The 24,209-nt window shown below is 33.5% G+C and carries 36 protein-coding genes; 34 read left to right on the top strand and 2 right to left on the bottom strand.

Translation table 11 applies throughout. From position 1 onward, the window contains the following. Window positions 1-6 precede the first annotated feature (6 nt). From KQI38_RS09310 to KQI38_RS09280, 7 genes are read left to right on the top strand one after another with little or no spacing between them, the layout of a single operon-like run. Window positions 7-456 (top strand): gp436 family protein, encoded by a 450-nt coding sequence (locus KQI38_RS09310; RefSeq protein ID WP_276515568.1) that lies wholly within the window; start codon window positions 7-9, stop codon window positions 454-456. 5 nt (window positions 457-461) lie between these two features. After that, entirely contained in the window at window positions 462-950 is a 489-nt protein-coding gene (locus KQI38_RS09305; protein WP_216558577.1) for a phage virion morphogenesis protein, read from the top strand. 2 nt (window positions 951-952) lie between these two features. After that, window positions 953-1,462, top strand: coding sequence for a hypothetical protein (locus tag KQI38_RS09300; protein WP_216558574.1), 510 nt, complete (start codon window positions 953-955; stop codon window positions 1,460-1,462). Next, the gene (locus KQI38_RS09295; RefSeq protein ID WP_216558571.1) at window positions 1,449-1,676 is read left to right on the top strand and encodes a hypothetical protein; all 228 of its coding nucleotides are present in this window, start codon (window positions 1,449-1,451) and stop codon (window positions 1,674-1,676) included. Before KQI38_RS09300 ends, KQI38_RS09295 begins: the two co-directional genes overlap by 14 nt. Continuing rightward, window positions 1,660-3,084, top strand: a complete 1,425-nt coding sequence (locus KQI38_RS09290; RefSeq protein WP_216558568.1) for a DUF2586 domain-containing protein — start codon at window positions 1,660-1,662, stop codon at window positions 3,082-3,084. The genes KQI38_RS09295 and KQI38_RS09290 overlap by 17 nt, the downstream gene beginning before the upstream one ends. Window positions 3,085-3,097: 13 nt before the next feature. Beyond that, window positions 3,098-3,532 (top strand): hypothetical protein, encoded by a 435-nt coding sequence (locus KQI38_RS09285; RefSeq protein ID WP_216558566.1) that lies wholly within the window; start codon window positions 3,098-3,100, stop codon window positions 3,530-3,532. Between the two features lie 45 nt (window positions 3,533-3,577). Beyond that, entirely contained in the window at window positions 3,578-3,940 is a 363-nt protein-coding gene (locus tag KQI38_RS09280; protein WP_216558563.1) for a DUF6848 family protein, read from the top strand. A gap of 222 nt (window positions 3,941-4,162) precedes the next feature. Here the strand turns inward: KQI38_RS09280 and KQI38_RS09275 are convergent, their stop codons facing one another. After that, complete coding sequence (locus tag KQI38_RS09275; protein WP_216558560.1) at window positions 4,163-4,402, bottom strand: hypothetical protein; 240 nt, start codon at window positions 4,400-4,402, stop codon at window positions 4,163-4,165. A gap of 69 nt (window positions 4,403-4,471) precedes the next feature. Here KQI38_RS09275 and KQI38_RS09270 point away from each other — a divergent pair, with 69 nt between their 5' ends. The 27 genes from KQI38_RS09270 to KQI38_RS09140 all read left to right on the top strand — a co-directional run bounded on the left by KQI38_RS09270 (window position 4,472) and on the right by KQI38_RS09140 (window position 22,254). Continuing rightward, complete coding sequence (locus tag KQI38_RS09270) at window positions 4,472-6,847, top strand: phage tail tape measure protein (RefSeq protein WP_216558557.1); 2,376 nt, start codon at window positions 4,472-4,474, stop codon at window positions 6,845-6,847. A 2-nt stretch (window positions 6,848-6,849) separates the two neighbouring features. After that, window positions 6,850-7,449 carry a hypothetical protein gene (locus KQI38_RS09265; protein ID WP_216558553.1) on the top strand — a complete coding sequence of 200 codons (600 nt, stop codon included), beginning with the start codon at window positions 6,850-6,852 and terminating at the stop codon, window positions 7,447-7,449. Between the two features lie 12 nt (window positions 7,450-7,461). Continuing rightward, the gene (locus tag KQI38_RS09260) at window positions 7,462-8,217 is read left to right on the top strand and encodes a hypothetical protein (RefSeq protein WP_216558550.1); all 756 of its coding nucleotides are present in this window, start codon (window positions 7,462-7,464) and stop codon (window positions 8,215-8,217) included. A 12-nt stretch (window positions 8,218-8,229) separates the two neighbouring features. Next, complete coding sequence (locus KQI38_RS09255; protein ID WP_216558547.1) at window positions 8,230-8,514, top strand: hypothetical protein; 285 nt, start codon at window positions 8,230-8,232, stop codon at window positions 8,512-8,514. After that, entirely contained in the window at window positions 8,514-8,924 is a 411-nt protein-coding gene (locus KQI38_RS09250; RefSeq protein WP_216558545.1) for a hypothetical protein, read from the top strand. The genes KQI38_RS09255 and KQI38_RS09250 overlap by 1 nt, the downstream gene beginning before the upstream one ends. Next, on the top strand, window positions 8,924-10,054 hold the full coding sequence (locus tag KQI38_RS09245; protein WP_216558542.1) for a baseplate J/gp47 family protein: 1,131 nt from the start codon (window positions 8,924-8,926) through the stop codon (window positions 10,052-10,054). Before KQI38_RS09250 ends, KQI38_RS09245 begins: the two co-directional genes overlap by 1 nt. A gap of 4 nt (window positions 10,055-10,058) precedes the next feature. Beyond that, window positions 10,059-10,769: a hypothetical protein gene (locus KQI38_RS09240; protein ID WP_216558539.1), complete on the top strand. Its 711-nt coding sequence runs from the start codon at window positions 10,059-10,061 to the stop codon at window positions 10,767-10,769. Then, window positions 10,766-11,065 carry a hypothetical protein gene (locus KQI38_RS09235; RefSeq protein ID WP_216558538.1) on the top strand — a complete coding sequence of 100 codons (300 nt, stop codon included), beginning with the start codon at window positions 10,766-10,768 and terminating at the stop codon, window positions 11,063-11,065. The genes KQI38_RS09240 and KQI38_RS09235 overlap by 4 nt, the downstream gene beginning before the upstream one ends. 3 nt (window positions 11,066-11,068) lie before the next feature. Continuing rightward, entirely contained in the window at window positions 11,069-11,536 is a 468-nt protein-coding gene (locus KQI38_RS09230) for a hypothetical protein (protein ID WP_216558534.1), read from the top strand. Window positions 11,537-11,563: 27 nt separating this feature from the next. Beyond that, window positions 11,564-12,022 carry a hypothetical protein gene (locus KQI38_RS09225; protein WP_216558531.1) on the top strand — a complete coding sequence of 153 codons (459 nt, stop codon included), beginning with the start codon at window positions 11,564-11,566 and terminating at the stop codon, window positions 12,020-12,022. 13 nt (window positions 12,023-12,035) lie between these two features. Further along, window positions 12,036-12,731, top strand: a complete 696-nt coding sequence (locus KQI38_RS09220; protein ID WP_216558528.1) for a hypothetical protein — start codon at window positions 12,036-12,038, stop codon at window positions 12,729-12,731. Between the two features lie 11 nt (window positions 12,732-12,742). Next, on the top strand, window positions 12,743-13,090 hold the full coding sequence (locus KQI38_RS09215; protein WP_216558525.1) for a hypothetical protein: 348 nt from the start codon (window positions 12,743-12,745) through the stop codon (window positions 13,088-13,090). Next, window positions 13,090-13,278, top strand: a complete 189-nt coding sequence (locus KQI38_RS09210) for a hypothetical protein (protein WP_216558522.1) — start codon at window positions 13,090-13,092, stop codon at window positions 13,276-13,278. Before KQI38_RS09215 ends, KQI38_RS09210 begins: the two co-directional genes overlap by 1 nt. A gap of 99 nt (window positions 13,279-13,377) precedes the next feature. After that, window positions 13,378-14,106: an AAA family ATPase gene (locus KQI38_RS22315; protein WP_216558846.1), complete on the top strand. Its 729-nt coding sequence runs from the start codon at window positions 13,378-13,380 to the stop codon at window positions 14,104-14,106. Between the two features lie 23 nt (window positions 14,107-14,129). Next, window positions 14,130-14,702 carry a flavodoxin family protein gene (locus KQI38_RS09200; protein ID WP_216558519.1) on the top strand — a complete coding sequence of 191 codons (573 nt, stop codon included), beginning with the start codon at window positions 14,130-14,132 and terminating at the stop codon, window positions 14,700-14,702. A 78-nt stretch (window positions 14,703-14,780) separates the two neighbouring features. After that, window positions 14,781-15,569, top strand: a complete 789-nt coding sequence (gene murI, locus KQI38_RS09195) for a glutamate racemase (protein ID WP_216558516.1) — start codon at window positions 14,781-14,783, stop codon at window positions 15,567-15,569. A gap of 34 nt (window positions 15,570-15,603) precedes the next feature. Further along, window positions 15,604-16,083 carry a GNAT family N-acetyltransferase gene (locus KQI38_RS09190; RefSeq protein WP_216558513.1) on the top strand — a complete coding sequence of 160 codons (480 nt, stop codon included), beginning with the start codon at window positions 15,604-15,606 and terminating at the stop codon, window positions 16,081-16,083. Window positions 16,084-16,105: 22 nt separating this feature from the next. Then, on the top strand, window positions 16,106-16,705 hold the full coding sequence (locus KQI38_RS09185; RefSeq protein WP_216558510.1) for an HD domain-containing protein: 600 nt from the start codon (window positions 16,106-16,108) through the stop codon (window positions 16,703-16,705). Window positions 16,706-16,719: 14 nt separating this feature from the next. Then, window positions 16,720-17,187: a GNAT family N-acetyltransferase gene (locus tag KQI38_RS09180; RefSeq protein ID WP_216558508.1), complete on the top strand. Its 468-nt coding sequence runs from the start codon at window positions 16,720-16,722 to the stop codon at window positions 17,185-17,187. Between the two features lie 38 nt (window positions 17,188-17,225). Next, a complete protein-coding gene (locus tag KQI38_RS09175; protein WP_216558505.1) occupies window positions 17,226-17,831 on the top strand; it encodes a non-canonical purine NTP pyrophosphatase in 606 nt (201 codons plus the stop codon). A 134-nt stretch (window positions 17,832-17,965) separates the two neighbouring features. After that, window positions 17,966-18,874, top strand: a complete 909-nt coding sequence (locus KQI38_RS09170) for an AraC family transcriptional regulator (protein WP_216558502.1) — start codon at window positions 17,966-17,968, stop codon at window positions 18,872-18,874. Window positions 18,875-19,082: 208 nt separating this feature from the next. Then, entirely contained in the window at window positions 19,083-19,313 is a 231-nt protein-coding gene (locus KQI38_RS09165; protein ID WP_216558843.1) for an NUDIX domain-containing protein, read from the top strand. A gap of 167 nt (window positions 19,314-19,480) precedes the next feature. Beyond that, window positions 19,481-20,245, top strand: a complete 765-nt coding sequence (locus KQI38_RS09160) for a GNAT family N-acetyltransferase (RefSeq protein ID WP_216558498.1) — start codon at window positions 19,481-19,483, stop codon at window positions 20,243-20,245. A gap of 61 nt (window positions 20,246-20,306) precedes the next feature. Beyond that, on the top strand, window positions 20,307-20,471 hold the full coding sequence (locus KQI38_RS09155; protein ID WP_216558495.1) for a hypothetical protein: 165 nt from the start codon (window positions 20,307-20,309) through the stop codon (window positions 20,469-20,471). A gap of 352 nt (window positions 20,472-20,823) precedes the next feature. Further along, complete coding sequence (locus tag KQI38_RS09150; RefSeq protein WP_216558492.1) at window positions 20,824-21,402, top strand: NUDIX hydrolase; 579 nt, start codon at window positions 20,824-20,826, stop codon at window positions 21,400-21,402. 11 nt (window positions 21,403-21,413) lie between these two features. Then, entirely contained in the window at window positions 21,414-21,650 is a 237-nt protein-coding gene (locus KQI38_RS09145) for a DUF2164 domain-containing protein (protein WP_216558487.1), read from the top strand. 178 nt (window positions 21,651-21,828) lie between these two features. Further along, window positions 21,829-22,254: an N-acetyltransferase gene (locus tag KQI38_RS09140; protein ID WP_216558484.1), complete on the top strand. Its 426-nt coding sequence runs from the start codon at window positions 21,829-21,831 to the stop codon at window positions 22,252-22,254. 469 nt (window positions 22,255-22,723) lie between these two features. Here KQI38_RS09140 and KQI38_RS09135 read toward each other — a convergent pair whose 3' ends face one another. Next, the gene (locus tag KQI38_RS09135) at window positions 22,724-23,425 is read right to left on the bottom strand and encodes a hypothetical protein (RefSeq protein ID WP_216558481.1); all 702 of its coding nucleotides are present in this window, start codon (window positions 23,423-23,425) and stop codon (window positions 22,724-22,726) included. Between the last annotated feature and the right edge of the window lie 784 nt (window positions 23,426-24,209).

Below are 24,209 nucleotides of genomic sequence, written 5' to 3'. Positions count from 1 at the left end.
TAGAACATGGGTTATTGCTCAGTTGAAGAAGTTAGAGGGATGATAAAATCGGATGCTCTCAACATGATAATTGGTGATGAGTATATCGAAGATGAAGCAGTTAGAGAAGCTAAAATCATCCCGATTATTGAGGAAGCTATTGGGGATGCAGATGGAGAAATTGATGGATATCTTGTGAAAAGGTATCCTGTGCCTCTCTCCTCTATCCCAAAAGTAATAAATAAGTTTAGCAAAGATATTGCAGTATATAACCTCTTTTCGAGAGCCGGAATTGATGAAGGAGAAAAAGAAAAGAACTACCTCAACAGATATAAGGCAGCCGTTAGATTCTTGGAGAATGTGGCAAAAGGCATTGTCGATATCGGTATAATTGACAACATAAAGAGAGCAAACACTGGGTTCTCTGTAAATTCTAGCAGTCGGCTATTTTCAAGAGATAGTATGAAAGGAATGTAATTATTATGTATAGCATTAGACTTGATGGGGACGTAAGAAAACTTATGAAGAAGCTAAATAAATTGGAAAATATAGACGTTAAAGGGGCAAGCTTTACGTTATCAGAAGCACTTAGGACTTCAACAAGAGAAAGGTTCAAGGAACAAAAGAGCCCTGATGGGAAGTCGTGGACAAAATCAATTAGAGCCATTAGTGAAGGCGGAACAACATTAACAGATAAAGCAGGTTTAAAAAACTCCATCAAATCCACTGCTAATAGTTCAGGTTTTGCAGTAGGTACAAATAAAGTATATGCAAGAACTCATCAATTTGGGGAAAAGAAACGTACAATTAAAGCCAAAACGTCAAAAGGATTAAGATTTAAGGTTGATGGTGAATGGAAAAATAAAAAAGAAGTTACTATAAAAATCCCTGCCCGTCCTTTCTTGGGTATTTCTGAAGAGGACATGAGAGAAATCAAGGGAACTCTTGAAGATATAATATCGGAGGAATAGACATGATTGGACAATGCAAAGAATACTTAATTCAAAAACTCAAAGATGCAGGCATAAAAACAAAGATTTATACAAGTATTAAAAAACTTGAACAATCCAACGAGAGCCATATTGGAGCGGTACTTTTTGAGGGAGACGGTTTTACTCGAAGCGGCTCAAAAACTATATATGTAGACCAAGGGGGCGACAAGCATAAAAGAGTTAAAATTTTCGACCGAAAAACTAGCTTTGTAGTGGTTATAGGAGAGTATGAAGAAATCAAGTGCGAAAGCATTTTTGAGAAGTTCATTGGCCTGCTGGACAGAGGGATTATGATTGATGGGAACTTCACAGCGATTGAAATTGATGATGCTGACTGGGTTGATGAAAATGACAGTGTACTAAAAGCAAAAATAGCTGTTCAAGTTAAGATTACTTTCGAGGGTGGTTTATATAAAGATACAGGATATATGACACCTGAATTTGAACAAAAAATTGAAGTAGCGAAGGAGGGATATGATGTCAGCTACTAAAGCAACGACTAATACTACTATTGAGCTTTTCAAGATAGATGAGCTGAAGGAGAAAAACAATACACCGGATAGAATATTTGAAGGAATGAAGGCGGCTGAAAATTGGATAACAGGGAAAGTGGTAACTGAAGAAGTGTATCAGAGAGCACTAAAGGAATTTTTAGAGTCTCCAATGGGAGGAAAGAAGGTGAAAAAAGATGCTAAGAGACGTTAATACAATAATTACTGATGGTGGTCTTGGAGTAGATACTGCCAAAGGTGAAGGAATACATTTTAAAATAGGAGTCTCCCCTGTTTCCTCAGATGTACCAATCATAATCACTGGGAATATGGATGCAAAAAAAATCAAAGAAAAGCTTGGATTATCTCCTCTTGCTGATGCTTGTATGGATAGTGTTGAGAATGGTTCAAATATGATTTACTGCTTATCGGTTAGGGCTTCAGTTCCGGGAACAGTCGGAGAAATCGAAAAGACTGGGGTAGGACTTGGAAAATGTATTGTCGAAGGGCAGCCGAATAATGCATATGAAATCATTGTAAAGTTTACTGGTTCAGGAGGATTCAATCAAGCAGTCCTTAGATATTCTGTAGATGGAGGATATTCATTCTCTGAAGAAGTAACTCTTGCAATTAACGGAGAATTAGATATTCCTTCAGTTGGATTAAAATTCAAGTTCGCTGAAGATGAAATTAAACAAGAGGAATCTTTTAAAATAGGTGATACCTATACTATTAAAACAGAGTCCCCACAAATGACTAATCAAGATGTACTCACAGCGATAGATAAGTTAAGAACTTCAAACTATTCTTATGAGTATGTTCACATTGTTGGAGAATCAACAAAGGCTCTTTGGGCAGCAGTATCTTCAGAGTCAATAAGGTTTACAGAACTGTATAAAAAGCCATTGTTTTTTGTACTTGAGGCAAGAAATATTACAGAAGATGAAAATCTTGACGAATATGCACAATATATTGTCAACGAAAGAAAAGGTCTTCAAAACTATGATATTCAAATAGTAACTGCAAGGTCTCTTTATACAAGGATGGACGGTACTATCAAGGATATAAATAATGCTGGTATTGTATGTGGTCTGTACTCAAAATCAAAAGTACAACAGTCAATTGGTGAGGTAAAAAGCTTCAGTATTCCTGAGAATAAAATGCTTGAACTGCTTCCAAAGGGGATTGAGGATTATCTAGCCGTATTTGATGAGACAAACTACCTTACATTTAGGAAGTATGAAGGAATAGAAGGTTTTTATGTAACTAATGCAAGGATGATGTGTCCTGAAGGTTCTGATTATAAGTATGCTGAACGTGTCAGAGTTAAAAATAAAATTATGAGAGAGACGAGAAAGCGTGCTCTTAAAGAGCTTCAGAGTAGTATCGACATGACAGATGTTCAGGGCAGTTTAGAAATAGTAGCCAAGTTTATTCAGACTCCATTAGATACTATGGCAAGAAACAAAGAAATTTCTTCAGCTAGGATTATTGTTCCTGAAGGACAGGACATACTTGCGGATGAAAAATTGAATGTCATTATCAGATTTGTTCCTATTGGTCATTTTAGGGAAATAGAAATTGACCTTGGAATGGAGAATCCATTTAGAAATCAGCAATAAGGAGGGAAGAAGAATGGCTGTAATTAACGGAAAAAGTTATGATTGGGCTGATATATCGGTTAAGCTTCCGGGCCTTGACCTTGAGGTTCAAGAGATTTCATATGATGATGAACTTGAAAAGGAAGCTGTATATGGAAAGGGTAATAGACCAAGAGGTTACGGTACAGGAAATTATAAGTCAGAGGGAAAAATGAGTCTGCTTAAAGATGATTTTGACGATTTAGTTGCATATTGTAAGAGAATGGGAGTTTCTTTATATAAGCTTGTAATAGATAAAATCGTTGTAAGCTATGCCAACGAAACTCAAAAAACGAAAACAGATGAATTAAACACCATAACATTTACAAAGACAAGTCAAAAGGGTGCTCAAGGAGATAAATCCTTAAAGGTAGATATGGACTTTATTATAGTAAATGGAATTAATAGGGATGGATTAAAACCTATTTAACAACCGTTAGTCTCAAAATAATTGACAAATTGGAGGATATGAAAAATGGAAGAAATAAAAACAACATTAGGAACAACTAAGGGAAAGGACAATATTGAAACTTATAAAGGTAAATATGAGAAGGTGTATAGTGTTAAGGTAACAATTGAGCCAGATGATTCTACAACAGTTGAGCTTGAGTATTTGTTCCAAAAGCCAGCGACAGCATCCTATGACAGATATGTAAAAAGTACATCCCAAAGTCCAACAAAAGCACTTAAAGCTTTTGTGATGGATAATGTTATCGAAGAGCAAGCTAAAAAACTTGAAGCAGACCTTGAGGAATATCCTGCCCTTGCACTTAGTGTAGGAGAAAAACTGTTGCATATGTTGGGGTTATCTAAAGACGTAAATTTAAAGCTACTTTAGAAGAGCAACTCCGGGAGGTAAACAGTAATTTCATTGAAGCCGGTTCACTTGAAATATACAGATATTTACCTTCAGCACTTCTAAAGAAAACTGTTGGAGAAATGGATATTGAAGAATTTACAAGAGCCCTTGCTCAAGCACGATACGTTCAACAACTTGAAAAAAATGTAATGGCAAGAGCAATTTCAGAAGTATTCTCAGAATAAAAAACCGGCCTCTTTGTTAAAAGGTCGGTTTTTTTCTTGTAATCCAACTTTTGTATAAAATTGTTGCGTGTTTTACGGTTTTAAAAGCTCCTTCTTTCTTCTTGTCCTTATGCTTTCCCATTGTCTGTTGATGCCCTATCCATAGACAATAAGGGATGACGTAAAGAGTTAGAGGGACAAAGACAAGGATTGATATTACAACTCCGGCACAAAGGGCAAAGATGATGATTTTAAAAGCAAATAAAATACCTACCATGACAATGACCTCCTTTTTCTTTTAGTTTACCACAAATTAGAATTTTAAAACAGGGGGTGAAAAAATAGTGTGAGTTTAGATACAATTTTTAAATTAAGCGTTATTGTCAACATGATTGACAATTTATCAGGCCCAATGGCAGGAATCAGCAGTTCAGTTGATAGCTCACTTGGAAAAATCCAAAAGATTAATCAAGGATTTGGAGATATGACAAAGATAGGAGTTGCAATGGCAGGAACGGGGGCTCAAATAACAAATGCGGTACTAGCTCCGGTAGAGGCTACTTTTGAAACTAGAAGAGCTCTTGGAGAACTTTCTTCTCTTGGATTGAAAGACCTTAAAACCCTTGAAGATTCGGCGAAAAGTTTTTCTGATACTTGGGCAGGGACTACAAAAGACAATTTCATTACTGCTGCATATGACATCAAGTCAGGAATAGCAAGCTTATCAGATGAGGGAGTTGCAGAATATACGAAAATATCAGGATTGACAGCTAAAGCGACAAAGGCATCTATTGGAGAAATGACCTCGTTATTTGCTACAGCACATGGAATTTATAAAGGTTTTTATAAGGATTTGTCTGACGTTGAATTTGCAGAAATGTTCTCGGCGGGAATATCGGATTCGATTAGAGCTTTTAAGACTTCAGGTTCGGGTATGGCTCAATCAATTCAAACTCTTGGTGGAGCTGCAACAAGTGCAAATGTTCCTCTTGAAGAGCAACTCTCCATCCTTGGTATGTTGCAAGCAACTATGTCAGGAAGTGAATCAGGCACAAAGTACAGAGCTTTCTTGAGGTCGGCTGCAAGAGCAGGAGAAGAATTAGGTCTAAGTTTTACAGATGTAAACAATCAGCTTTTATCTATGCCGGAAATCTTGGAGAAGATTCGAGGTAAGTTTGGAGACACAATGGATGCTGCTGAAAAAATGGAGCTTCAAAAGGCCTTTGGAACTGATGAAGCAGTTGCCATGATTGACTTGCTATACAATAAAACTGGAGACCTCCAAGGTAATATATTGATGCTCTATGACTCAATGTCACAAGGGACTTCCATAGCTGAAAATATGGCAAATGCAATAAATGAAACTGAGCCTGAGAGATATATAAGGCTACAGCAAAGAATCAGAAATGTTAAAGAAGAAATAGGAAATCAGCTACTTCCAACAATTAATATGCTAATGGGCAGAGGTGAGGCGGTTCTCGAAAAGATAAGCGGATGGATTAGTAAGAATCAAGAGCTTGTCAAGATTATCTCGTTAGTGGTGCTGACAATAGGAATTGTATTGGCTGTCATGGGAACTTTTATAGCTGTTGTTGGAGGAGTTGGACTTGTGTTTACAAGAACGGCAATGATGGCAGGACGGTTTTGGTCTTCCCTAAAAAATATTCCGGATATGCTCACAACAGTACGGATTCAAGCCATGTATGCAGGGGATGCACTCAAAGCAGGTTTTGGAGGTATTAAAAATTTTACGTCAATAGCAGTGTCAGGAATTAAAAATTTTGTCCTTAGTATGGTAAGCATGGCAAAGCAAGCAGTTATTACAGCATTTCAAGCAATGCCGGGATTAATAGCTTCAGTTTGGTCTTTTACTACAGCTTTACTTGCGAATCCTATAACGTGGGTAATAGTTGGGATTGTGGCCTTAATAGCTGCAATTATCCTTCTATGGAATTATTGGGATTCAGTAGTTGTATGGATTCAAGGTGCTTGGAGTAGTTTTGTTGGAGGCATTAAAACAGGGTTTGACTGGCTAAGAAATTTATTCTCAGGTATGCCTGTATGGCTGCAAGTAGCAATTGCCGCCTTCTTCCCATTTATAGGTATTCCAATGTTAATAATTAATAACTGGGGTTCAATTGTTGACTTCTTCAAGGGACTTTGGGCAGGAATCACAGGAGTATTTACAACCGGTATTCAAGGTATCAAGGATTTTATAACGGGAAGTTTAGCATGGTTTAGAGAGTCAGGTTCAAAGATACTGACAACATTTACTGAAGGTATAAAAGGTGTAATATCAGCTCCGGTTGAAGCTGTAAAAGGTGGACTTTCTAAAATCAGAAATCTATTGCCATTCTCGGATGCAAAGGAAGGGCCTCTCTCTACTCTTACGCTATCAGGGAGAAGAGTATTTGAAACTATAACCAGTGGGATGATACAAACTCAAAATCTTCCTACTGAAGTAACGGAGAAAGCTTTCTCTGATGTTGGAATTACGGCTAAAGATGAAATCAAAAAGGTTAATTTGAAGGAGATAAGCAAAGAGAAATCAGAGAGCAAGCAAACAAAAGAGAAAGAAAATGGGACTATTATTGAAAGACTTATTATTAAGGTAGATATTAGTAAGCTCAAAAATCTTCATATGCTATTTAAATTACTTGAAGAAATTGAAGACTATTCTAACAGTAATGAATTTGATTTTGAAACAGTTTTGGAGGGATAATCTTGATATATGTTGATGAAAGTACAATAAAAGTTGGAGGGATTATCCTCCCTGGTCTCTTCAAAAGTATAGAGGTAAAAGGTGATGCACTAATTGAAGAACAAGAGGTTGAAGGTAGAAGTAAAAAACCTAAGCAAGCAACAGGATATGAAGATTCAAAAGTAAATTTAGAGTTAGTTCTGTATGATGGTCCTTCTTTAACAAAATTAGAGAAATTTGAAATGATTCAAAATCTGTTTAAAAAGAAAGGGCAAGTAAAGCCAATAGTTCATGAGATAATCAACGAGCATACAGCAGCAAGAGGAATAACAAAAGTTTTATTTAAGAATCTAACTACGAAAGAACAAAGTAAGAAAGATGAATTATTAGTTATGATTGAGTTTTGGGAATATAATGCAATGACTATAACTGCAACAAAGAATACTGGAAAAAACTCAGTGAAAAATGCTGCAAGAGCTAACTTAAATCCTGATTACCAAAGTTATTTGAATAGCAATCGTGGTGCAGCTCCTAAACTTCAAGACAAGACTTCAAAAACAACAGCTATAGACAATGCGAATACTCAGGCATACAGAAGCAAGATTCTTGCAATGCCTTATTAGTGAGGTGAGAAAATGGAAGCAAATGAGCTTTTTTATCCTGAAATAAATGTTGCAATTGGGAGTTATAACTTTCAAAAAGGTATAGAAATTGAAGTGTATTCCTCAAAGGATTCATATTTTGATTGGGCAAAAACGAGATTTACTCAGCATTTTAGAGAAAATATAATCATCAACAAAGAAGATAAGGCAATGATTGAGCTTGGGTATGATGGAGTCTTTGATGAAGCCTTTGAGGGGTATGTGATTAATCCTATAAGTGAAGGCAGCTATGTAAATGAAGTTATCTTAAAGGATGACATGATACATCTTGAGAAAACGTATATCACAAATACCTTCTTAGATGCTACACCTCAAGAAATATTGAGGTTTTGCTTGAACAAAGCAGGAGTTTCAGACGTGAAGATATCTTCAAAAACTTATCAAAAGAAAAAGGTTGTACCAATATTCAAAAAGAACGTCATATCAGTTATTGAAGAGATTCACTCTATTTGGAAAATTCAAGAGGAGTTCTATTTTTCAAGAGGAGTATTTTACTGGGGAGAAAAGCCTGAACAAAACAAAATCTATGAATTTGAATATGGGATAAATATTATATCTCTTGAAAGACCGGGCAGAGTTTGGGAACTAGAAACAGTATCAGCTCCATTTATAAAACATTCTCAAAAAATTATAGTTAGGCATCCAAAGATATCAGGAGAGTTTGAAACAAAAAAGATTGTATTTACGACCAATGAAACGGGTTTTATAAGGACATATATTTACTTTTAGGGAGGGAGAAAGATGTTGGAGCAAATGATTCAAAATGTAATTGAAAAGTTTATAAAAGCAAAATATCACCACATAAGACTCCCCTCTTCAGTATTTGCAAAAATCACTAAAGTTCAAGAGCAAGCTGAGTATTATATTTATAATCTCAAAATACTTGACGAAAACAAGGCAATCAATCCTGAGTTCCCGGAAATTCCTGAAGTAAAGTCAGAAATCAAACTTGAAAATGGAGATATTGCAACAGTGCTCCTTCTCTATGGTCAGTTAAATGTTTATATAATTGGGAAGGTGATTTGATGGCAGGGTTGTATGATTCAGATATAAAACTTGATGAAAACTGGCAATTAACTTCCGCCGTAAATGGGGACGTTCCCCTCGCCTCTGATACAGATTGCTTTATTCAAGATATTAGACTTGAGGCATTATCCCAAGAGGGAGAGCTTTTTTATGATGAGCTTTGGGGCTGGTCACTAATGGACTTTATTCAAACTCAGGATAATGAGTTGACAAGATTAGAGATTGAACAAAGGATTAAAACGAAACTCTCAAGACGTGAAGAAATAGACAACGAAACAATCAAAACCGTACTTAGTTTTGAAGATGACAAGGTATCTGTAAAAGTAGCTTTTAAATTTATCAATGACTCAAGAAAGTATAATCTTGATATTTTACTAGATAGAGTCAGAGTTGAGGTGGTGATGGTGTAATGATTGATGAAAAAATACTAGATGAAATACTTCCAGTACCTGATAGGGAAGAATTGAAAAATTCAATAGAGGAAGAGCTTAGGCGAGAGGGCTTCATTATAACAAATTTTAGCTCAGGAGGAGTATTTTATACCTTGCTTATGATATTACTTCAGATAAGAATTGAATTAGTTAAGCTCATGCGAGTTATAGTAAATAATATATTTGTTTCTCATGCTCAAGGAGTATGGATGGAATTAAAGGCAGCAGATTTCTCCAAGAAGAGAAAACAACCTACAAAAGCAAAGGGCTATGTAACTATTAAGAGGGATATTTCAGGGGAAGCTGTCAAGATTGCAAAAGGTGATGTATTTAAAACTGAGCAGGATATTAATGGTGAGGAACTTCGATTCTTAGTTCTTGAGGAATCAATTCTACAAAAGGATTCACTAAGTCAAAATGTTCTTGTTGAAGCTGAAAAGGAAGGCTCAAAGTACAATGTTTCTCAAGGACAGATTAAAAAATCACTTACTCACATTGAGGGTATTGATAGAATAGCAAATGAGGCAGATTGGCTGATTAAAGAAGGAAGTGACCTTGAAGACATTGAGAGCCTCAGAGAAAGAACTTTGAATTCATGGGCAGAACTTTCCACCTATCCAATTAGAGATAAATACAAAAATGTTTGTGAATCAGTTGAGGGGGTTTTATTTGTAAGAGTTGACGATATGCATCCAAGGGGGCAAGGAACTGTTGATATTATCGTAACATCAACGGCAGGAGCTGCAACTGAAGGATTACTTGCTAATGTAGAAGCCAAGGCTAATACAATCAAAGGCCCTTATGATAACTTGCTTATAAAATCTTCTGAAACAGCACAGCAGGATATTCAGCTTGTTTTATATATTGCTGAGGATGCTAGTGACGAAGGAGTTAAAGAGAGAGCTGAAGCAATCATCATTGACTTATTGAAGATTAAGAAGGGCAGAGAACTCAACAAGCTCTATAAAGATGACATTGTCTTTTCTCTAAAGAAGGACATCCAAGTTTATAAAAAGGCTAATATTATTTCTCCTGAAGATGATATAATCCTGAGCAATGACAAGGTGATTGTACTCGGTTCGCTAGATATAACTGTTGAGAGGGTGTAAAGATATGTTTGAAAAATTTCAAGACTATATGTACTATCTTCTTTATGGTGCTCTCAAGAAAATTTCCAAGACCAAAAATCAATTTTATATACTTTTTAAGGTATTCGGAGAGGTATTTGACCAAACCAAACAAGATATTTTCAAAGTTAGAGAAGAATCAATGATTATAAGTGCAAGCGAAAAGATGCTAGAAGAGCATGGGCGTGACAGAGATATGCAAAAGCTCAAGGGTGAAGACATTGAAAATTATCGAATTAGGCTTTCAATGAAAAACATTATTGCTGAAAGAGCGGGTACAAACGAAGGAATACTTCTTGCACTCAAAACATTAGGGTATGAAAAATCCTACATTGAGCCTTATTATATTTACGACACTGAGAGATGGGCTGAATTTATAGTATATCTCAGTGGTAAAAATTTAAGTAGTATAAGTGACTTGCAAATTATTGACAATGAAATTATGAGGGTTAAATCTGCAAGCAGTATGCCGGCTTACGGATTACCAAAAGAAAGTGTCATTAAATTAATCACTTCATGTAAGGTTTATAATATAAAATACAATATGTGTGGTACATTCAAATGTGGTACTAAACCTTATTACACGAATCAAGGAATTAGTTTTAAAACCAATATAGAGCTTAATTCAAATAAGAAAGAGTCTTCTCAAAAATATAGAATGACAGGAACATTTAAAAGCGGGGAGGAAAGATTGTGATAACACAAGATGGAATGAGGGAAATAACTGAACAAATATTAAATCTAGTAAGTCATGGTGAAGTTGTAGTAAATAATGAAACTAAACAAATAGAAGTATGTAGAACTAACATAACTGAAAATACAGTTAAGATACTTTTCATGTTAGATGATACTGTTAAAGGAGAAATTACCTCCTCGAGGGTAATAAGTAAAACTGGCAAGGTTTTACTTGATAAGGCTGAAAAAATAACAAAAAACGTAACACGTGGCTTACTTCTTGTTTTTTCAGTAAGACTAACAGAAGTGGAGGGATAGTAGATGAGTGTTTTTATATATGAAAAGGTTGAATTTACAGACCATATTACAGAAAGACCGGGAGCTTATCGTGAAGTACCTCTCCCAGATGGTAGCATACTTCACGTTCCAGACGAAGGAGAAATTCTTGAGGAAGGAACTCCTGTTAATGCTAGGACATTAGGACAGATGGATAATGCTATATATGAACTTAGTAAAATAATAGGGGAAATAATTTCTAATAGAAACTCTATTATAATAACAGAAAATCCACCTGCTATTTCAGATAGGAAAGAGGAAGATATTTATTTTGTTATAACTGATAAAAGAGATTCTTTTTTAAATAAAAATATAATAGTTACTGACGAGCCTCTGAGCATAGATGAAAGAGATGTAGATTCATACTATTTTGTAGTTACAGATAAGAAAGGATGTTCAGTATCAGATGAAAATATAAAGGTAAGTCCATCTATGGGAATAAAAAAGGTATAGGAGGTATGAAAAATGACACTCAATAAAGTGAGAGTTCAGTTACTTGATGCGACAACAGGACAAGTACTTGAAGACGTAGACGTTATAACCTCAGCGGATAGCGTAACATTCGCAGATGGTGAAACATTTCAACAAAAACTTGATTCAGGGAAACTGAGAGGAGCAACAGGCGATAAAGGAGCAACAGGAGGAAAAGGTGATAAAGGCGATAAAGGAGAAAAAGGGGATAATGCAATATGGCATTTTGTTAATTCAACAGGAGCACCTTCTAATTCCTTGGGCACAATTGGAGATTGGGCTATAAATACAGCAGGACAAACATATGAGAAAACAGGTGCTAGTGCTTGGACTGCACGTGCAAATATTAAAGGAGCAACAGGAGGAAAGGGTGATAAAGGCGATAAAGGCGAATCGGGCGACAAAGTAAAGTATGGCACTACTCTTGCGAATGCGACAGAAGTAAGTTTGTTTCTAAAAAAGATATAGTGAGGTGATATAAATGGCGGAAGAGAGAAGTGTAAGAATAGAGGATAGTGGTGGAAATATATATTATCCTCATAGCAAGGCTAAAACAGCTTTTATGGAAGATGGAAAAACAGTAGAAGCAAAGTTGAAACAGTTTTTGCCTGATGTAGATAGTATGGAGGAAGTATATGTTCCATATGGACAAGATATAGGTACTAGATTAGATTCTCTAAAAACACAAGGAACATATCTATTTAAATACCATTTAGGAGCATCTACAATGGAAACCTCGATTATAGAAGTTAGAGAGCTCATGGCAGCTGGGAAGAAAATGATACATCAAACTATGTATAGTATAGATGCTATACAATACAGGACATATAGTGAGCATATTAATAAATGGTCAGAAACAGTAGTTTTAAGTTATGGAAGTATCATTACCAAAGTAATTGTAACTGGTTCATATACTAAGACTACCGAGGGAAAGAAAACTATAAGTTTAGGGTTTAAACCACGATATGTGAAGTTGATTTTTCAAACAGCAAGTCAAGAATCACAAATTGTAGAAAAAATCAGAGATGCAGCTGGATGGGCGATGCACAAAAATGATGCTTCAAAACAACATGTGTATTTTGAAGATAGGCTCATAAAAGTCTGGATAATAGATGATGGGTTTGAGGTTGAATCTGAAATTCAGACATACCCAATTAGTTATTTGGCGATAAGATAGGTGGTGATAAAATGATAATTAAAGAAGATAAAACTTATGAAACTTCATCTTTATACCATAATTCAAATTGGTATGAAGATGAAGAAAACTACATTATAGATGAAACTACAAAAGATGGAAAACTGATGGCTCAAATATATATAGAGAATTATCCTTTTGTAGATTTTGAACATGATGGAGAGTTTGTTATCAAAGTAATAGTATTAGAAGATGAAAAATTAGCAGAAGAGGAAAGGATAGAGCAAGAAAGACTAGAGCAAGAGTTATTAGATAGTCTTCTTCCTTCTGAAAAAGAGATGTTAATAGCTGAAATAGAGCTTAACATAATAAATTTACTATTAGAAATGGAGGTGTTTTAATGAACATTATACAAAAGAGATTAGTTGATTCTTATGTAGTATTGGTATTAGCAAATACAGTTGATGAAACAAAAGGCATTACTATTGAAGAAGTGCCTGAATCTAAGAGAATAGGTATGGCTGATTATCCAATCAGAAGTGAAGTGGAGGTAATAGTCGCTGAAAAGACTATTGAAGCATTTAGCTAGATAAAAAATAAAACTTGTGGATAATTTCATAATTAATATTATCCACAAGTTTTTGCCATTTATCTTGAGAATCTTTGCCAAAAATTCTGAACGGCTACAATTAATCAATATATAAGGAGCATTGAATTAAATTCTAATAAAATATCTTCTTTTGTAGAGTATCCTTTCTGCCTTCCTGCTATTAGAAGTTTATCTATTTTAGATTTTCATCCTAAGGTTACGTTTATAGTGGGAGAGAATGGAACAGGAAAATCAACGATTTTAGAGGCAGTTGCAGTGGCTTATGGTTTTAATCCTGAGGGAGGAACAAGAAATTTTAACTTTTCGTCAAATGATACTCACTCAGAGCTATATGAATACCTTAAGTTAATAAGAGGAGCTAAGATTCCCAAGGATGGATTTTTTTTAAGAGCTGAAAGTTTCTATAATGTTGCAACAAATATTGATGAATTAGAAAGAGAGTGTCCAGGGCTTTTAAATTATTATGGTGGAAAATCTTTACATAATCAATCACATGGTGAATCCTTTTTCTCCTTATTTATGAATAGATTTAGGGGTGAAGGATTATACATATTGGATGAGCCTGAAGCTGCATTATCTCCCTCGAGACAAATGTCCATGATTAGTAGAATGCATCAATTAGTTCAGCAGGGATGCCAGTTTATTATTGCAACTCATTCTCCAATAATAATGGCATATCCAGATTCAGTTATTTATGAAATAAAACATGGATTTAATAAGGTGAAATATGAAGAAACAGAGCACTATCAAATTATGAAAGCCTTTCTAAATAATACAGAAAAAATGTTAAATGTTTTAATAGAATAATTTTATACAGGGAGGGTTATTTTATGGAGAAAAAATGGATTGCTATATTGGGTAGTCCTAGGCGTGGTAAGAATACAGAAGGTCTAATGGATTACTACATAAAGGAGTTGGAAAAAAGAGGAAGAAAGGTCGATAAAGTAATACTAAGTGAAATTGAGCAAAATAGCTGTAACGGGTGTGAGTATTGTATTAGGAACAATACTTGTCATCATAAGGATGAAATATCTTCAATAATTGATAAAATTAAAGATGTAGAAGGAATAATTCTAGGTTCACCTTCTTACAACTATAATGTCACTTCGTATATGAAGATATTTCTTGATAGACTCTTCTCATTATTTGGTTTTGGAAATGGTAGCTGGAGTAGCCAGTTAGATTCAAAAGGAATAAAGTCAATTGTAATCGGTGTTTGTGCTGGTCCAGATTCTTTAAGTATGGGTTTTACAATTGAGGCAATGAAAAGAGTATTGATAGATCATGGCGTTGAGATATTGATAGAAGAAAGTTATTTTGGAACAAAAAGAAATCCAGTAGATAGAAATGAAGAAATTAGAAGCGACATTATGAGAAAGTTTGACGAGGTATTTTTATCATAAGTTAATTATTTTGTAGTATAATAAAATTATAGCTATGTTAGATTAGCATATAAATTTTATTTATTTGGAGGAATAGGAATGCAAATAGGTTTTTTTGACTCTGGTGTCGGAGGAATTACTGTATTATATGATACGCTAAAAATGTTACCTAATGAAGATTATATATATTACGCAGATACATCAAATGTTCCTTATGGACCAAAACCGAAGGATGAAGTTAAAAAATATATATTTAATGCTATAGAATTTATAATAGAACAAGGAGTTAAGGCAATAGTTATTGCTTGTAATACTGCCACAAGTGTAGCTATTGAAGAGTTAAGGGAAAAGTATAATATTCCAATTATTGGAATGGAGCCTGCTGTAAAACCTGCTGTTGAAAAAAATAAAAATACAAATAAACGAGTATTAGTAACTGCAACGGCTTTAACCTTAAAGGAAGAAAAACTTCAAAATCTTATTACTAAATTAGATAATGACCATATTGTTGATTTATTACCACTTCCAGGATTAGTTCAATTTGCAGAGCGATTTGAGTTTAATGAAGAAATAGTATTACCATATCTTGAGGAACAGTTACTTAAATATGACTTGAATAACTATGAAACTATAGTTTTGGGCTGTACCCATTTCTCTTTTTATAAAGATATATTTAGAAAAATACTTCCAGCAGATACTGATATAATTGATGGAAATATTGGTACAGTAAAACATTTAAAAAGAATTTTAGAAAAAATGGATGCTATAAATGAAGGGGATGGTAATATCGTTTTCTATAATTCAGGGTTGAAGGTGGAGAATAAAGAAAAATTAGCTAACTATGGAGAATTATTTAAAAGACTAGATATTATAAACAAATGCGATTAACTTTTTAAATATAGATAAGGATGGTAAACATAGAATGGAATTTCAAATTATTAAAACTTCAAAAGAGTATAAAGATATTTTAGGAAATTTAATGCAATTTTATTTCTATGATTTTTCTGAATTTGTAAAATGTGATGTTGAAGATAATGGCTTATATAGGGCCTATGAATACTTAGATGATTATTGGAATGAAGAAAATCATCGCTTTCCATATCTGGTTAAACGAGATGGGAAGTATATAGGTTTTGTATTAGTAAGACTTATCGAATCAGAAGAAGGAAATTATTTTTCAATCGCAGAATTTTTTATTATGAAGAAATATAGAAGAAAAGGAATCGGACAAGCTGTAGCTAATAAAATATTTGATTTACATAGAGGTCAGTGGGAAGTATTTCAAATAGAGACAAATAACCCAGCCCAAGCATTTTGGCATAAGACAATTGATGAGTATACTAAAGGACGATTTAAGGAAAGAAGTGAGAATGGAAAAAAGATACAAGAATTCGTTAACTAATTTTATATAAGGGGAATTGGGAATGGAAAAATATCTAAATTTTAAAACAACTGGCGATTTTCAGAAAGATATAGAATCATATTTTTTGGTGTATGATAAATTAGATAAATATGAGCATACTCTCGATGTAGTTAGGGAGCTCCATAATATTGAAAAACAATTTGGTTCCATAGAACAAGGAAGTGAGATTGCTTGTTATTGTCATGATTTGGGAAGAGTAGTAGACAAGGAGGAAATAGTAGAATTTTGTATAGAAAATAATATTGAAATTACTGATGAGGAAAAGCAGATGCCTTCAATTTTACATCAGAAAATATCGAGAATTATAGCGGAAACTGTATTTAAAATAAGGGATGAAAATATATTAAATGCAATTAGGTATCATGCAACATCAAGGAGACAGCCAAGTAAGATGGAAATAGAAGTGTTGTTAGCTGATAAGTTAAGTTGGAAAGAAGAAGGATATGAAAAACTTGTAAAAGAGATTAGAGAAGCTCTGAAGCATTCAAGGGAAAAAGCAATATTATATTACCTAACAGATCTGGAGTTAAATAAAGAAACATTACCTTTATATCACAAGGATTCAAGGGAGGCCTATGAGTATTTTAAACAAGAGATATAATCGGAGGTAATTAGATGAAAATTATAGATGGGAATATCACACATATCGATGAATGTATTGAGATGACAAGAGACTCTGAAATTGGGAAGCGATATTTTAATGATGGAAGTAAAAAATTATACAATATAATGGAGCGTGGTATAAAAAGAGATGAATTGAAGGTAATGATTAGTTCTAATGGTAATTGTATTGGTTTCATTATGGTAACTGATAATGGAGCTTTCGATATGTATCCATATCTTCATTTAATTATAGTTCACGAGGATTATCGAGGCAAAGGATATGGTTCAATTTTAATGGAGTATTATGAGAATGAATTCTATCCTCAATCAAGGAAGTTATTTTTACTTGTAGGAAAATTTAATAATAAGGCCGAAAAACTCTATAGTAGGTTAGGATATATTAAATGTGGTGAGATAGAAGGATTTTATAAGCCAAGTGAAACTGAAATCATTATGGTTAAAAGCAGAGAGATAGAATAAGATTTATTGAAATACATGATTTTTATAAGAGGTGTAGAATGAAAATATTATATGGAACAACTAATTTAGCAAAGCTTGAAAGCATGAGAAAAACATTGAAAGAATTAGATATAGAGGTAATAGGATTGAATTCAATTACTATTAAAGGTAATTATATAGATGAAACAGGAAATAATCCATTGGAAAATGCCAGAATAAAAGCTTTAGAATATTATAAGAAGGTAAAGATGCCTGTTTTCTCTTGTGATTCTGGTCTATATATAAGAGGAATTAAAGAAGAACAGCAGCCAGGAATATATGTAAGAAGAGTAAATGGAAAAGAGTTAACCGATGAAGAAATGATAGAATATTATGGGGGAATCGCAAGGGAAAATGGTGGACAAGTATTTGCTAGATATGAAAATGCAATTTGCCTTGTATTAGATGAGGAACATATATACGAATATCAAGGTAATGAGATATCATCTGATGAGTTTATAATTGTAGACAAGCCTCATCCAAGAAGAAACCAAGGATTCCCACTTGACTCTCTTTCAGTAGAAAAAAACAGTAAGAAATACTATCTAGATATGGATAGAAAAGAAAAGGGAGATAAAATTGGAGATGGATTCAGGTCGTTTTTTAAAAGGTGCTTGTTAGGATAAGATAATTATTAATCAGATTTTAGAAATGGATGTATTGAATTTAGCAATATAGTATTTTGAGTTTCGATTTCTCAGCAAAATGAGTCAAGAAATTTTTTGTTCAAAGTATTATCCTCTATATAGGAGGTGATAACATGGAGAACTGGGAAAAAATAAATGCTGTTCAGCGTATGCAAGATTATATTGGAGAACACATAAATGAGCCGATTACTCTTTATATATTAGCAAAAGCTGCTGGTTATTCACCATGGCATTCTGGCAGAGTATTTAAGGAATTAATCGGTAAAACTCTTTTTGAATATATTAGAGATCTTAGGCTTTCAGAAGCTGCTATTAAAATAAGAGACGAAGACATTAAAATCATTGATGTGGCTTTGGATTTTGCATTTGATTCCCATGAGGGATTTACAAGAGCATTTTCTAAATACTTTGGCATGACTCCTAAGTATTATTGCAAGAATACTCCACCAGTAAAATTATTTATACCCTATCGTATCCGTGATTATTATCTTACTTTACAAAGAGGAGAGGGAACTATGAAACAAAATTCTAACGCTAGTACAGTATTTGTTCAAGTTGTTGATAGACCGGCAAGAAAAATGATATTAAAGAGAGGAATTAGAGCAACACATTATTTTGAATATTGTGAGGAAGTTGGATGTGATATATGGGGTATAATTTCCAGTATTAAGGAATCCTTATATGAGCCTATTGGAGTATGGTTGCCTGAAAATATGCGTATGTCTGGTACATCCATATACGCACAGGGCGTAGAAGTTCCTATGGATTATGCAGGTGAGATACCTGAAGGCTTTGATATTATAGACTTACCATCATGTAAGATGATGGTATTTCAAGGACAGCCTTATGAGGATGATAAATTTGAAGACGCCATAGGTGAATTATGGGATGTAATGAAAACATATAACCCAGAAGTCTATGGATTTAGATGGGCTGATGAAGATGCACCAAGATTTCAGCTTATGCCTATGGGGTATAGGGGATATATTGAGGCAAGACCCGTTAGACAAGTAAATATATAATTATAATTATTGTATTTCAGGGAGTGAGGTGAATAAGGCAGTGCAGGTACTGCCTTATTTTAATTATGAGAATCTTAAAATAGATAAAAAGTATTTTGGCTTATAGAAGGATTTTAGCAAAATATGTAGAAATTAATTATTAGAGATTTAATATCTGTATTAAATATAATGGTTTGAGTAAGTTTAATAAAACATTTATGAATAGAGGATAGGTATAACATTTCCCGATGGCAAAGTAGAGAATGGAGAAAGTATATTTGAATCCACAATTAGGGAAGTTAAAGAGGAAACAGGATTAGATGTGAAGGATCTAAGGTTTAGCGGACTTATTGATTGGTATAATGATATTACTCATGAACGATGGCTAATTTTTCTTTTTAAAACAGATACATTTTCTGGAGAAATGATAGATGAAACCCATGAAGGTAAAGTCTTTTAGGTAGAAATAGAAAAGCTATGGGATATGAACTTAGCAAGTAGTATGAAAGATTATCTAAAATTATTTTTTGATGACGGCTTAAACGAGGCTTATGCTGTATGGAATGATAAGGCTTGGAGCAACTTTAAGTTTATATGATGCTAGAATTATTTTTGGAGGGGACTATGATGACTAAAACTATTGGAGCTTGTGGTTGTATATGTAGTGAATGTAGGATGTTTGAAAAGGAATGTATGGGATGCCATTCTATAGAGGGGAAGGCTTGCTGGTTACATGAAGTGGAACTTGATATCTGTGATTTCTATGAATGTAGTGTAATAGATAGAAAACTAAGACATTGTGGAGAATGTGAAGAAATACCTTGTGAGAGATTTTGGAAGAATAAAAACCCAAAATGGACAGAGGAGCAACACAGAGAGATTGTAGAAAGTAGAGTTGTTTTACTTAAAGAGATAGCAAGTAGTAAGGATTATTCTATTGAGCTTATAGATAACCAAGAATTAAAATCAAATATTACTGATTCTGTACTTAGACAATTGCCAGATTGGTTTGGGATAGAAGAAGCTATTATAGAATACGTAGATAAAGTAAAAGAAACAGTTTTCTATGTAGCCTTTGATGATGATAGACCAATAGGGCTCTTAAGCTTAAAGTTCAACAATAAGTGTACTTCAGAAATATATGTGATGGGTATTTTAAAAGAATATCACAATAAAGGAATAGGAAGGAAATTAGTTGAAAGAGCAGTAAGCTATTCTTTAGAAAATGGTTATAAATTTTTAATGGTTAAAACACTTGGAGAGACTCATCCTGATAAGAACTATAAAAAAACCAGAGAATTTTATGGAAAAGTAGGATTTTATCCTCTAGAGGAAATTAAAGAGATCTGGGGAGAACAAAATCCATGTTTATTGATGGTAAGGAGTCTATAATGATTCATTAGTATGAAACAAGTTAGTAGAAAGGAAGGACTTTATGCGATAGGAGGCAACTATGGGTATTTCAGGAATTATATTGATAATGTTTCTAGCTGCAATAATGCTATTAATTGCTGGACTTATTAAAAGGGATAAGGTTTTTAAAAGTATTTCAGCAATATTATTTGTTCTTTCAATAGCATTGTTTTTACTTGTTTGGAATGCTTTGAGCTATATGTAGAATCGAAAGATATATAACAAGAGGGGATGATAGCTTAGATTACAATACTAATCAAGTAACACAGACTATAATTGATTTTATAATTCTTCTTGGAATTTTCGGAGGGATAGCCTTAGGAATAGAGATAAATTATGGCTTTTTTGTTCTATTTATTTTGTCTTTAGTACTTTTATTTTTCTTACATAAAAACAAAAAGAAAAATTAGAAAGGCTTTATAAAGAAAGAGTTATAGAGCAAATTATTAACTTCAATAGGAACTACAGATGACATTGTTGAAGGAGATAGCTATTTCATGGCTGAAGCTAAATCTCTAAAGCTATTTTAAAAGATCTTGGTTATCCTGTAGAGATACATGAAAAGCTATGGTGGGAGCAGAAAGATATTTGATAAAACAAAATTAGATTTAAGTAGATTGTATGGAGGCTTAGATAAAATGGAGATATGGGACATATTAGATGAAAATGGAAAAAAAACGGGTAGAACTATTATTAGAGGAGAAAAATTAGAAGCAGATGAATACCATTTGGTGGTTCATATATGGATTATTAATAGTAATGGAGAGATATTGATTCAAAAAAGACCAGAGCATTTAGAATTCGCTCCTGGAGTATGGGCAACAACGGGAGGGTCTGCAGTCCAAGGAGAAGATAGTATTACAGCTGCCTGCAGAGAAACAAAAGAAGAACTAGGCATAGAAATTAATGGGAGTTCTATGCTAGCACCTCTAAGACATAAACGTAAAAATGATTTTACTGATATTTGGGTTGTGAAACAAGATATTGAGTTAAGAGATATCATATTACAGAAAGAAGAGGTGGATGATGTTAGATGGGTTAGTAGAAAAGAATTGAGACAAATGATAGATGAGGGTAGTTTTTTTAGATATAGTGACGACTATTTTAAGTTGCTTTCACAATATATAAGGATATAGGAGTTGATAACTTGAATACTAGAATTAAAATCAGTAAAGAAAATAAAGAAGAAATGAGAAACCGTATAATGAATTACTTTTCAGAAGAAAGAGATGAAGATTTGGGAGATTTAGCTTCTGAGTTATTATTAGATTTTTTTATAGAAGAATTAGGTCCTTATATATATAATCAGGGTATAGAAGATGCTTATGTATATATAAAAGATAAAGTAGATGATTTATTTGCACTTCAAATTATAAAAAGATAACTAAAATAAGTCTTAGTAATAAAAAGATTTGAATTATAATATCTTAAAAAAGGAGTTAATGTTCTGCTTTAAAATAATATACTGGGAAAACTGTTAAAAAAATATCTATTATTTTATTATGACAATAAAAGTAAAGATAATTAATAGATTAAATATTTTTGAATAAGAGGTGATAATAATGATAAAAGAATTAGAAATATCTAAAATAGATAAGGTGATGAAGATTTGGCTTGAAGAAAATATGAAAACCCATGATTTTGTTTCCACAAATTATTGGAAGGAAAATTATAATTTTGTAAAAAATATTCTGCCAGAATCTAATGTTCTTATTTATGAGGAAGAGGATGAAGTAAAGGGATTTATAGGTATTATGGATAAATCTTATATTGCAGGACTGTTTGTTTCAGAAGAATATCAGTCAGAAGGAATAGGAAGTCAACTGATTGAAAGATGCAAGGAATATTATCCGATGCTGAAATTAGACGTTTATGCTAAAAACTTGAAAGCAATAAACTTTTATAAGAAGCATGGATTTAAAATAGAAGAAGAGAAAGAAAATAAAGATACTAAAGAAATTGAGTATTCAATGATATGGAAATTATAAAAATAGTGTTAAAAGCAGGATATAGAAAAACCAGTTTCGATACAAAACGAATCGAAAACCCGCATACAGCAAGGATTTTATCCTCTATTTTGTGACTGCTTATTGTGCAGAGTGAACCAAAGCCGGTCTACTGTGGCTGTTTTGTAGCAGCAAAATAGCTACACTCAGTTTAATTGCCACACAAGCAGGGGCGCACTTATCATAGGTTGGTGCACAGCACCATTCATTTTACCGTTGATGAGTATAGAGGGTTCTGTTATCTCAACATAAGTTATATGCTCATTTTATGCATGTTCTAAGGACACCGACCAATTCATGGGGGATTTCTATCATAGGCATATGGCAGGAAGCTCTTTACAAATTTGAAATTAATTTTCTATTCCACAGCCTTATCCAGACGAAAGTTCGCTATTCGCCTGCTGTAATGCTCTATGCCTCTGTCACCATAAATGCCAGCTAAGCAAAAAGATTATTCAAAATTTACTATTATTTTTTCCATTTCACGGAAGGGAATCATACTGCCGATAACACTGTTACTATCTCCTGTTATGTCAGTTTCTTTACCAGTTTTTTCGTCAGTCACTCTAATGCCTACAGATCTTATACCAGTTTCTGCTTCATATTCGCTATACACTTGATACTGATAGTCCCCATTGCTAAAATTAAAATGGTCGAAATCCAAGCCTGTATTTTCAAGTCCTCCACCTCTTAAATAGTAGGAATAGTTAAAATAACTAAAAGAGCTCTCTCTGTCTTCTGGAAATTCTAATTCTATGTTATCCCTTGTACCAAATCGGTAAACAATGTAGCTTTCATCTTCTGCTGTGCAGATAGATATTATTTTTTTAGAATCAGCAACCTGAAAACCGAACAACACCTTCTCACCTTCTGCCGAAAAATCCTCCCTATATATCTTTTTTGTAGAATTAGCGACTTCTGGCCTTTTTTTGGTTTCACTTTCATCCGCCTTAGGTGTAGAACCTGCTTCCTCCTGCTTAATCAATTCTTTTCCTTCCGCTATTGTACTGCTGCTTTCAAATTCTTCTGTATTTTTTGTATGCTTGAAATCCCTAGGTATCTCCGATTCCTTTTTATCTTTACATCTTGTAAAAAATAGGCATATTAATAACAAGAGCACTGTTAATCTTGTCAACTTCTTAATAATCTTCATAAACAACTCTCCTCTCGTAAAAATAGTATATTTATAAATATTCCAATAACTTCCCCTGTGAGTTTGTTTCAAAACAGAAATTTATTCCTTGATAGTATCGATGTTCATTCTATTTTGAATTTCGCTTAATATAAATTTGCATAGTATCAGCTTTCAGTATTATCAGAAAGATTATACTACATTACTTGCTATACTTCCACACAATTCTGTAAACTTTGCAATGGGTACATATTGCATAAAATCAAGAGGGTAGCGTCAAGTGTGTTGACACTGGACACATTCCCAACAAGCATAGGAAAAGGTACTTACAAAATTTTACTCCTCCAAAATTAGAGCGGAGAGGAAAGGAAACGAAATGTTTAAGATATAAAGCCATTGTGTTTGTGGTGCCCAACTTTCCAGAACCACACTATAAGGAATATAACAAGAAATAAATCGACATGTGGAAAAACCTTTATTTAAGCTACCTTAAGCAATTTGTTATAAAGATATATAAGGACTTATAAAGCATTTTTTCTCTATTCAATCAATAAAAAATAGTAAAGCCTATTATAATAGGAGAATGCAAAAAAATGAATGATAAAAGTAGAAATTAATAATACTTGAATCAGAAGGTACAAAAGTATAGTATGCTAATAAGCAATCACTCTTTAAAGAGTGATTGTTTTTTAGGTTTGACGGGCATGTCATATGTCTAAGGTGAAAGTCCTTAAAGAGCGTAGTTACCAACGAATCTCATAGCGACTTGCAAGTTTCACATCGTGAGGTGTGGGAGAGAGGAAGC

The sequence above is a fragment of the Tissierella carlieri genome (assembly GCF_018917285.1).
Taxonomy (GTDB): domain Bacteria; phylum Bacillota; class Clostridia; order Tissierellales; family Tissierellaceae; genus Tissierella; species Tissierella carlieri.
This window is presented reverse-complemented; position numbering and strand designations above follow the sequence as displayed.